The 2943-nt window shown below is 47.0% G+C and carries 3 protein-coding genes; 1 reads left to right on the top strand and 2 read right to left on the bottom strand.

What is annotated here, in order from left to right; all coding sequences use genetic code 11:
* Positions 1-257 (bottom strand): NAD(P)H-binding protein (locus V6C93_RS00440; protein ID WP_333474664.1); only part of this gene is annotated, 257 nt, incomplete at its 3' end.
* Between the two features lie 138 nt (positions 258-395).
* Between V6C93_RS00440 and V6C93_RS00435 the strand changes: the two genes are divergently transcribed.
* The gene (locus V6C93_RS00435; RefSeq protein ID WP_333474663.1) at positions 396-1247 is read left to right on the top strand and encodes a helix-turn-helix transcriptional regulator; all 852 of its coding nucleotides are present in this window, start codon (positions 396-398) and stop codon (positions 1245-1247) included.
* Positions 1248-1405: 158 nt separating this feature from the next.
* On the opposite strand, the gene V6C93_RS00430 is transcribed toward V6C93_RS00435, so the two are convergent.
* A partial coding sequence (locus V6C93_RS00430; protein ID WP_333474662.1) for a PAS domain-containing sensor histidine kinase occupies positions 1406-2943 on the bottom strand: 1538 nt, incomplete at its 5' end.

Genomic DNA, 2943 nt, shown 5'->3' with positions numbered 1-2943 from the left:
ACGTTGACTGCCCCCTCAATATCACTAAAGTCGTGAATAAAGGCAGTATGAATTACACCGTCTGCTGCACGCGCCGCTTGGGCTAAGGTTTGAGTGTCTCGTAAATCACCGAGCAGTGGTTCAATGCCAAACTGCCTGAGTTTGTCAGCCGATGCTTCTGTTCTTGCCAAGCCTACAACCGTATGCCCTGCTGCTTGCAACTGTTCAGCCACTAATGAACCGATGTACCCCGTTGCACCTGTGAGAAAAACTTTCATGGTTGGCTGCCTGATTCCGTGTGAGAGTGTGAATGTGAATGCAAAACCTTGATTTCAAGTTATCAGGCAGCTCAAACTCAAACCAGAACGAACTTATACTGGTATTGACACTACCAGGTTGCGAGCCAAGGTCAAGCGATGGCAACGAATAAACCACACCTCAAAGAACTCGCCGATTTTCTGAAAACACGCCGCGCTCGCCTGACCCCTATGGATGTGGGCTTACCTAGTGGAACACGCCGTCGCACCCCTGGATTAAGGCGAGAAGAAGTGGCTCAACTGGTCAACGTCAGTACAACTTGGTACACCTTCTTGGAGCAAGGGCGTGACATTCGAGTGTCTGCCCAAGTATTAGAAAGTCTCGCTCAGGCGCTTCGATTAACATCGGAGGAACGCACTCATTTATTTATGTTGGCGTTGCAGCAATTGCCGCCAGAAATTCCCCATGGCAAGAACACGGTTAGCCCTGCAATTGAGCGCATGTTGGAGCATCTAGCACTCTGCCCAGCTTATGTGGTGGGGTATCGGTTTGACATTTTGGCATGGAATCAAGCGGCTTGTGCCTTGTTTGGCGACTTTAGCAGGATGACAACCCGTGAGCGTAATAAACTCTGGTATTTCTTCACCAATACTGCTTATCGTCAGATGCTTATTGATTGGGAAGGACATGCTCAGTTTATGCTGGCACGGTTTCGTAGTATCTGTGGGCGCTACCTGGGAGATGCTCAACTCATTGAGTTAGCAGAAGATTTGAAAAAAGCCAGCCCTGAATTTCGGCAGTGGTGGCCACGACACGAAGTTCAAGGAAATTTGCCAGGTTGCAAGTCACACGATCATCCGCTCGTCGGACATTTGGTGTTTGAATACTCTTTGTTTCAAGTTATAGAAGCACCAGAATTAACGCTCGCCGTCTATACTCCTTTGCCTGAATCTGACACAGCCGAGCGACTCCAGCAATTGAAAACCCTTATGTTGAAAAAACCAGCCTAGATAGGGTTCGCCACTAGGAATAGAAGCTCGCTCGACAACAATAACTGTTGGTCGATCTACGGCAGGCAAGCCAGCATTTATACAAGCAACACTCCCTTGCAGCTTTCAGAAAGCCTCTCACGCGTTGATTGGCTTCCATACCTTGATTTAAACTGCATTTAGGGAAATTGATGCCGAAGCTTCTGTTGCTGAATCGGAATTTCAATCGCAAACTCAGTTCCCTGCCCTGGGATTGAACTACACCGCAATTTTCCCCGGTGCTTCTCCACTACGATTTGATAACTAATCGCTAAGCCTAGACCCGTTCCTTTTCCCATCGTTTTTGTCGTAATAAAAGGGTCAAATAACTGTTTTTGAACTTCTGGAGATATACCTGGTCCGTTGTCTCTAATCTGGATGGAGACGCGATTCGCGTCAATAGCTTGGGTGTGAATCCAAATCGTTGGACTCTTTTGCGTGATCGGTTTTCTATTGTCAGTCGTCTCGTCCTCCATTCCTGAGAATGACCCCTCGATCGCTGACTCATCTAACGCATCGATCGCATTGGTGATGATGTTCATAAATACTTGATTCAAAGGGCCGGGATAACACTCGACTAGCGGTAATTGTCCGTAAGATTTAATGATATTAATGGCAGGACGTTCGGGCTTTTCCTTCAAAAAGTTCTTTAAAATCATCAGCGTGCTATCGATACCGTCATGGATATCGACAATTTTGACTTCGACTTCTTCCGGGCGGGAAAAATTTCGCAGCGATCGCACCAGCTCAACAATGCGATCGGTTCCTACCTTCATAGAATGGAGGACATGCGGGAGATCTTCAACCAAGAATGGTAGGTCTACGTCTTCCAAAAAAACCTTAAGTTCTGGTGTGGCTTGAGGATATTGCGCTTGATATCGTTGCAACACTGCCAGTAAATCGTTGGTATAATCCTGGACGTGAATCAGGTTGCCATAAATAAAACTCAGGGGATTATTGATTTCGTGTGCCACTCCCGCCACTAACTGACCCAAGCTGGACATTTTTTCGACCTGCACCAGTTGCATCTGAGTTTTCTGTAATTCGTGTAAGGCTTGTTCTAACTGACTTGCCTTTTCTGTGAGTTGGGCTTGCGATCGCTCCAAGATTTCTTGTGCTTGCTGGCGTGAGGCAATCTCTTGTTGCAATTGTCGCACCGTCTGCCTGAGTTCGGTTGTTTGCTCCTCAACCCTGGTTTCTAGCTGTTCGTTGAGTTGCTTGAGGGTTTGTTCCATCTGTTTGCACTCAGTAATATCCAGCCAGGAACCAATGATGTCCTGAGGGTTGCCTGCCTCATCCCAGAGAACCTTCAACTCATCATGAATCCAGCGATACGCTCCGCTTTTGTGCTGAAAACGATATTCGTGAATGCCAAATCCCTTTTCTAACAGACACGATAACGGCAGAATGTGCTCTCGATCGTCTGGATGGATATGGTTAATCCAAAAGTCGGGATTTTCTAAAAACTCTTCTTCTGCATAGCCAAACTGGTCAGTAAAGTTCTCACTGACGATGGTTGCGGCATAATCCCCTGTGGCCTTAAAACTATACAGCACGGCAGGGCTGGATGAAAGTAAATGACGCTGCAACTGCTGCTGAGCGTGTACTGTTTCTATCGCCTGGTAAGGGTCTGTAATCTCTACGAATATACCGTGCCAGAGAATATCCCCATTAGATA

This window comes from Allocoleopsis sp. (genome assembly GCF_036703385.1).
Lineage (GTDB): Bacteria > Cyanobacteriota > Cyanobacteriia > Cyanobacteriales > Coleofasciculaceae > Allocoleopsis.
The sequence above is the reverse complement of the archived record's forward strand: the minus strand, read 5'-3'. Positions and strand labels throughout refer to the sequence as shown.